Annotated in this window: 7 protein-coding genes; 3 read left to right on the forward strand and 4 right to left on the reverse strand. The window is 70.7% G+C overall.

The window, feature by feature from the left end:
* The first annotated feature begins 122 nt into the window (after nt 1–122).
* From ACRDSQ_RS00360 to ACRDSQ_RS00370, 3 genes are read left to right on the forward strand one after another with little or no spacing between them, the layout of a single operon-like run.
* On the forward strand, nt 123–1529 hold the full coding sequence (locus tag ACRDSQ_RS00360) for an NF041680 family putative transposase (protein WP_431417748.1): 1407 nt from the start codon (nt 123–125) through the stop codon (nt 1527–1529).
* A gap of 24 nt (nt 1530–1553) precedes the next feature.
* Entirely contained in the window at nt 1554–2756 is a 1203-nt protein-coding gene (locus ACRDSQ_RS00365; protein ID WP_431417737.1) for an alanine racemase, read from the forward strand.
* 17 nt (nt 2757–2773) lie between these two features.
* Nucleotides 2774–3220, forward strand: coding sequence for a hypothetical protein (locus ACRDSQ_RS00370; RefSeq protein ID WP_431417739.1), 447 nt, complete (start codon nt 2774–2776; stop codon nt 3218–3220).
* 14 nt (nt 3221–3234) lie between these two features.
* Here ACRDSQ_RS00370 and ACRDSQ_RS00375 read toward each other — a convergent pair whose 3' ends face one another.
* The 4 genes from ACRDSQ_RS00375 to ACRDSQ_RS00390 form a co-directional block, all read right to left on the reverse strand.
* The gene (locus ACRDSQ_RS00375; RefSeq protein ID WP_431417742.1) at nt 3235–4359 is read right to left on the reverse strand and encodes a hypothetical protein; all 1125 of its coding nucleotides are present in this window, start codon (nt 4357–4359) and stop codon (nt 3235–3237) included.
* Between the two features lie 77 nt (nt 4360–4436).
* Nucleotides 4437–5042 carry a phosphoribosylanthranilate isomerase gene (locus ACRDSQ_RS00380; protein WP_431417743.1) on the reverse strand — a complete coding sequence of 202 codons (606 nt, stop codon included), beginning with the start codon at nt 5040–5042 and terminating at the stop codon, nt 4437–4439.
* Between the two features lie 37 nt (nt 5043–5079).
* Nucleotides 5080–5475, reverse strand: coding sequence for a rhodanese-like domain-containing protein (locus tag ACRDSQ_RS00385; protein WP_431417744.1), 396 nt, complete (start codon nt 5473–5475; stop codon nt 5080–5082).
* A partial coding sequence (locus ACRDSQ_RS00390; protein ID WP_431417747.1) for a cysteine dioxygenase occupies nt 5472–5835 on the reverse strand: 364 nt, incomplete at its 5' end. The genes ACRDSQ_RS00385 and ACRDSQ_RS00390, both read right to left, overlap by 4 nt.

Below are 5835 nucleotides of genomic sequence, written 5' to 3' on the forward strand. Positions count from 1 at the left end.
AGCTTGAGTTTTAAGGTCTCAGAGCCCAGTGGGACCCCCGGTTGATCATGGATGAAGCCCTTGGTTGATCATTCCTTCTTGCGACAGAGGAAGATCACAACCAAGGGCTTCAGTTGATCAGTGTGCACCACGCAGGCACGGCCGCCGTACTGGGGGATCTGTCTGGGTTCCGCCAGGAGTTCTATCGGTGTCTGACCGGGCGGGCGGACGCGTTGTTCGAGCTGTGTGACGCCGCGTTGTGCGCTGACGGGCCGGTCACCTCGCTGGTCGAGTTGTCATTGGAGCCCGAGCACCGACGCGGCCACGGCAGCTTGTACGAGGGCCTCAATCACGGCGGGGTCGACGTCGGCAAGTTCCGCAATGTTGTTGCCCGCCAGCGGATTCCCCGCTGCGACGACGGCCGGATCGTGCTGGCCATCGACGTGAGCCACTGGCTGCGGCCGGATGCGAACACCAGCCCCGAGCGGCTGTTCTGCCACACCTACGCCCGCGGCAAGGGCCAAGCCCAGATGATCCCCGGCTGGCCCTACTCCTTCGTCGCCGCTCTGGAACCTGGCCGCACGTCGTGGACGGCGATCCTCGACGCCGTGCGCGTGCACCCCAGCGATGAGCACACCGACCTGGCCGCCACCCAACTACGCGCCGTGGTGCAAGCGCTGGTCGCCGCCGGACACTGGCGCGAGGGCGACCCCGAGATCTGGATCGTCGGCGACAGCGGATACGACGGTCCCCGGCTGGCGTTCCTGCTGGCCGATCTCCCGGTCGGGGTGCTGGTGCGGATGCGATCCGATCGGGTGCTGGCCTTCCCCGCGCCACCCCGCGCCCCCGGCGCTCTCGGGCGCGGCAAACGGCACGGCGCCCGGTTCGAGTTCAAAGACCCCCACACCTGGCCGACACCCGCGCACAGCACAACCACCGACACCACCCGCTACGGCGCCGCGCACGCCCGCTCCTGGGATCGGCTGCACCCCACGCTGACCCGCACCGGCTCCTGGACCGACCACAAAGGCCAACTGCCGATCATGGAAGGCACCGTGATCCGCCTCCACGTCGACCGGCTACCCGGCACCGGAACCCCGAAACCGTTGTGGCTGTGGCACTGCGCCACCGCGACCACCACAGGCCAGATGGACCGGCTATGGCAGATGTTCCTCCGCCGGTTCGACCTGGAACACACCTTCCGATTCCTCAAACAAACCCTCGGCTGGACCACACCCCGCCTACGAGCCCCCGAAGCGGCGGACCGATGGACCTGGCTGGTGATCGCCGCCCACACCCAGCTTCGACTCGCCCGCCATCTCGTGGAAGACCTACCGCGCCCCTGGGAACGACACCCGGCCACACCCGCACGGCTGTCCCCAGCCCGGGTCCGACGCGGATTTCGCCGAGTTCGCCAGACAACCGTGTCGCCCACCAACCCGCCGAAACCCTCCCGACCCGGCCCCGGACGCCCAACAGGATCACGAAACTCCCACCCAGCCCCACTCCACGACCCAGGCAAACCCGCCAAAACCGACATCAAGACTTAAAACTCAAGCTGAGAGGAAGACCTGGTGACCACTGTCCTGCCCGCCCCGGTCCGCGCGCCCGCCGGCACCCCTCTGACCGCCCGGGTCGCCGAGGCGGTCCTGGGCCTGGGCGGGTCGCCGACCTACGTCTACGACTTGGCGCACCTCGATGCGCACGTGTCCGGGATTCGGGCCGCGCTCGGGTCGGTGGAGCTGATCCACGCCGTGAAGGCGAATCCGGACCCGGGGCTGCTGCGGGTGATCGCCCGCCACGTCGATGGGTTGGAGGTGGCGAGCGGGGGAGAGTTGGCGCATGTCCGCCAGGTGGCGCCGGAGGTCTCGCTCGCCTTCGGCGGTCCGGGGAAGACCGATGCGGAACTGGTTGCCGCCCTGTACGCGCGGGTGGACCGCTTCCACGTGGAAGGCCTGAACGAACTGCGCAGGCTGGACGTTCTGGCCAGGGATATGGGCACTCGCGCGCGGGTGCTGCTGCGGGTGAACATCCCGACCGGCGGCGCCGTGGGCGTGCTGACCATGGGTGGCCGCCCGAGCCCGTTCGGCATGGACCCGGTCGAAGCCGCCTCGGCCGCCGCGGCGCTGAAGTCGTTGCCCGGCATCGAGTTTGTCGGCGTCCACGCCCATCTGGCCAGCGGTCTGGACCCAGTGCCGTGCGCGGAGCAGGGGGTCGAAGTCCACCGCTGGGCGGTTGACTTCGCGCGGCGGCACGGACTCCCGCTCGCCGAGATCAACCTCGGCGGCGGGATGAACGTCGACTACGGCAGACCGGAGCGGGTCTTCGACTGGGCCGAGTACGCCCGGCACCTGACCGTGCCAGGCGGGCCGGTGGTGCGGATCGAACCGGGACGGGCGGTGAGCGCCTACTCCGGTTGGTACGCAACGGAAATCCTGGAAATCAAGAAGAGCCACGGGGAATGGTTCGCCATCTGCGCCGGCGGCACCCACCACCTGCGCACCCCGGCCGCCAAAGGCCACGACCAACCGCTCGCTGTGCTGCCGGTGGACCGCTGGGACCGCCCGTGGGCGCGCACCGGCTGCGAGGGTCCGGTCACCTTCGTCGGCCAGTTGTGCACCCCCAAGGACGTGCTTGCCCGTGCGGTCCGTGCGGGCCGGGTGCGGGTCGGCGACAAGGTGGTGTTCGCCCTGGCGGGCGCGTACGCGCGGAACATCAGCCATGTGGAATTCCTGATGCACGACCGACCCGCCGTGACCCACGTCGGAGACCGCTGACCTGCGACACTGACACCGTGGACCCGCGCACTCGCCACCGCACCGTCCGCGACGTCCTGCTCGCAGGCGCCGTGGCGGGAGTGCTCAGCGGCGCGCCGTCGACCGCATGGGCGGTCGTCACGGGTCAAGACCCGTTGGCGGCAACCCGCGCCGCGGGCTCGCTGTTGTTGCCGCACGAAAGCCGCCAGGGCCGCCTTCTCGTCGCCGCTGGGATCGTCCACACAGGTCTGTCCCTGGGCTGGGCGTCAGCGCTCGCGGCCACACTGCCGCGACGGAACACCACAGCCGCGGGCGCTGTCGCGGGTCTCGCGATCGCGGCTCTGGACTTGGGTTTGGTCGGTCGCAGGTTTCCGCTAATCCGGGCACTGCCGGTGTTGCCGCAGGTGGCCGACCATGTCGCCTTCGGCCTACTGGTCGGAGCCATTCTCACCCGAAGGCGTTCACGGACCCCATTGAGCCGCTGATCGGGCCCTGGAGATCAGGCGACGTCGAGTCGGCTTCGCAGGATCGCCACCCGCGGCCACCACGGGACCAGTTTCTCCGCCTCAGCCAACGCGGTCCGCGCCGAGCGGTTGTCGCCTGCGGTCATGTGCGCTCGGGCCAGGGTGGCCAAGTCGTCGGCGCGGCCCAGGCGGTCGTCGCCCGATTCCGCCGCGAGGCGGGCCAGGGAGATCGCGCGGCTGGTGTTGCCCGACAGCAACTCGTGCAGGGCGCGGGTGCCGTTCAGTTTGTGCTGGGGGTAGCCGAGCGTCACCGCGTTCTCGATGGCCTGGGAGGCGGTGCTCAACCCGATCTCGGCGTCGAGCTGACCGGCTTCCACGGTGGCGCACGCCAAGCCGCTCAACGCGGCGAACGCCACGGCGGCCTCCGCAGGGGTCTGCTCGCGGTCCTCGACCAGCGTCATCGCCACCATCATCGCCTCGGCGTAGCGGGCTTCGGCCTGCAACACCAGGATCCGCGCCGCGGTGGCGGTTCGCAGTGTCGGGTATTCGTCGCGCAGCCTGGCTGCCAGGTCGGCCGCGAGGTCGAGCTTGCCCTCCTGGGCGGCGTCGACGGTCTGGCCCACGAGCGGAGCGGCGTCGAGCTGCTGGGCGCGGACACCGGTGAGGCCCGGCAGCTTGAAGACCAGCCAGCCCGTTGACGTGGACGTCGCCGTCTTCCGCGGCACAAAGGAATGTCCCACCGTGATGACACAGGCCACCGCGAACCCGATCCAGAAGCCGGAAGGCGCGGCGAACGCCTGAAGCGTCACCACTACCGCGGTGATCACACCCGCGGTCATCGAACACAGCGCGGCACCCCACATGCGCCTGCGGGCGGGAGCGATCCCAGGACCAACCGACACCGAGAGGAACAGCGGCACCGCCCGCAGCACGACCACCCGCCTGGGCGTCGTCCAGTCCTTGAGGCGCGAGCCGACACCGATCACGACTCGGTGCACGCGCGCTCGGAAGGCGATGGCGCCCACGAGCAGTCCCAGTTGGAGCGAGAGGAGACCCACGAGGTGCCCGGCCACAGCGCCACCGAGTCCCACCGCGACCTGGCTCACCGACCGCTCGACAACCGCGACGACGAAGCCGGTGACAGCGGCGGAAAGGAACACTGGACCTGAGACCACTCGAAGCAACCGCACGATAGGCAGACGCTACCCGGCCACGGCCGGTTCCCGGGTGGACTTCGTCAGGTCGCGGCGCGGGCCGCGCTGACGAAGTCGCGGATCAGGCCGTGGTCCTTCACCCCGCGGCTCGACTCGACCCCGCTGGACACGTCGACACCCCACGGCCGGGACGCGGCGATGGCCTGCCCCACGTTGGCCGGATCGAGCCCGCCCGCCAGGATCCACTTGCCCTCCGGCCGGCCCCCGTCGAGCGTGCCGAGGTCCCATCGCTCACCCGAACCGGCGACCGGCGAGTCGAGCAGCAGCAGGTCCTCGCCGAACGCGCCGACCTCGACGTCGGTCGTCGGCGTGAGCGCGGTCGCCCGGATGAGTCGCACGGGCACGCCCGCGAGATCGGCGAACGCGGTGCGCGGGTAGTCGCCGTGCAACTGGACGGCCCGCAACCCCGCGGCGACGGCGATCTCACCCGCCGCGGTCGCCGACACGTCACTGAACACGCCGACGGTCAGCACACCGTCCGGGACACGGGCGGCGAGGCGCGCGGCCAGTTCGGGGTCGACCCGCCGGACGCTCCGCTCGGCGAAGACGAACCCGATCGCGTCCGCCCCAGCCTCGACCGCCGCGTCGACGTCGCCCACCGTGCGCAACCCGCACACCTTCACGAACATGCCGCGACCCTACCCACGCGAGTGGGTGACTCGCGGGTCAGGGGATTGCGGGGGTTCCCCCTTGGCTGGTGGGCAGTCCGGCGGCCCGCCACGCCCGGAAGCCGCCGATCAGGTCGGTGGCGTTGCGCAGGCCCAGCCGTTGGAGGTCGCGGGCGGCCAGGGAGGAGGCGTAGCCCTCGTTGCACAGGACGATCACGGTGGTGTCCTCGGTGAAGCCCGCGATCCGGTGCTCGCCGTGCGGGTCGAGCCGCCACTCCAGGTGGATCCGCTCGATGGGCACGGACCCGGGGATCTCGCCTTCCGCGGCCCGGTTGGCGATCGGCCGGATGTCGACCACCAACGCGCCCTCGCGGCGCAGCCGGTCGGCCGTGGCCGGGTCCACTCGGTCCAGAACCGCTCTGGCCCGGTCGAGTTCGTCGTCGATGGCACTCATCGGTGGTCTCGCTGACTCGGGAGGGACGGGATGCTGTCGGGCACCTCGCGCAGGCTGGCGTACTCGCGGGTGGGCACCAGCGGTGGCGAGTAGGCGTGCACGCTCGCGGCCATCCGCGCGGTGACATTCTCCACCTGGTGGGCCCGGCCCGCACCGAACGCGACGGACGCCCCGGTGCGGTGCCGCGCGTTGCGGATGGGCCCCGCCGGGTACCGGAACGTCTCGGCGAGTTCGCCCAGCAGCACCGAGAACGCCCCGGTCGCGCCGCCGTGGTCGTGCGGGGCCGTCCCCTGGCCCGGCAGCCAGGACAGCAGCCACAACTCGATCTCGTCGGTGACCGCGACCCGCGTCCACCAGCGC

It is taken from the genome of Actinokineospora sp. (assembly GCF_050699995.1).
Lineage (GTDB): Bacteria > Actinomycetota > Actinomycetes > Mycobacteriales > Pseudonocardiaceae > Actinokineospora.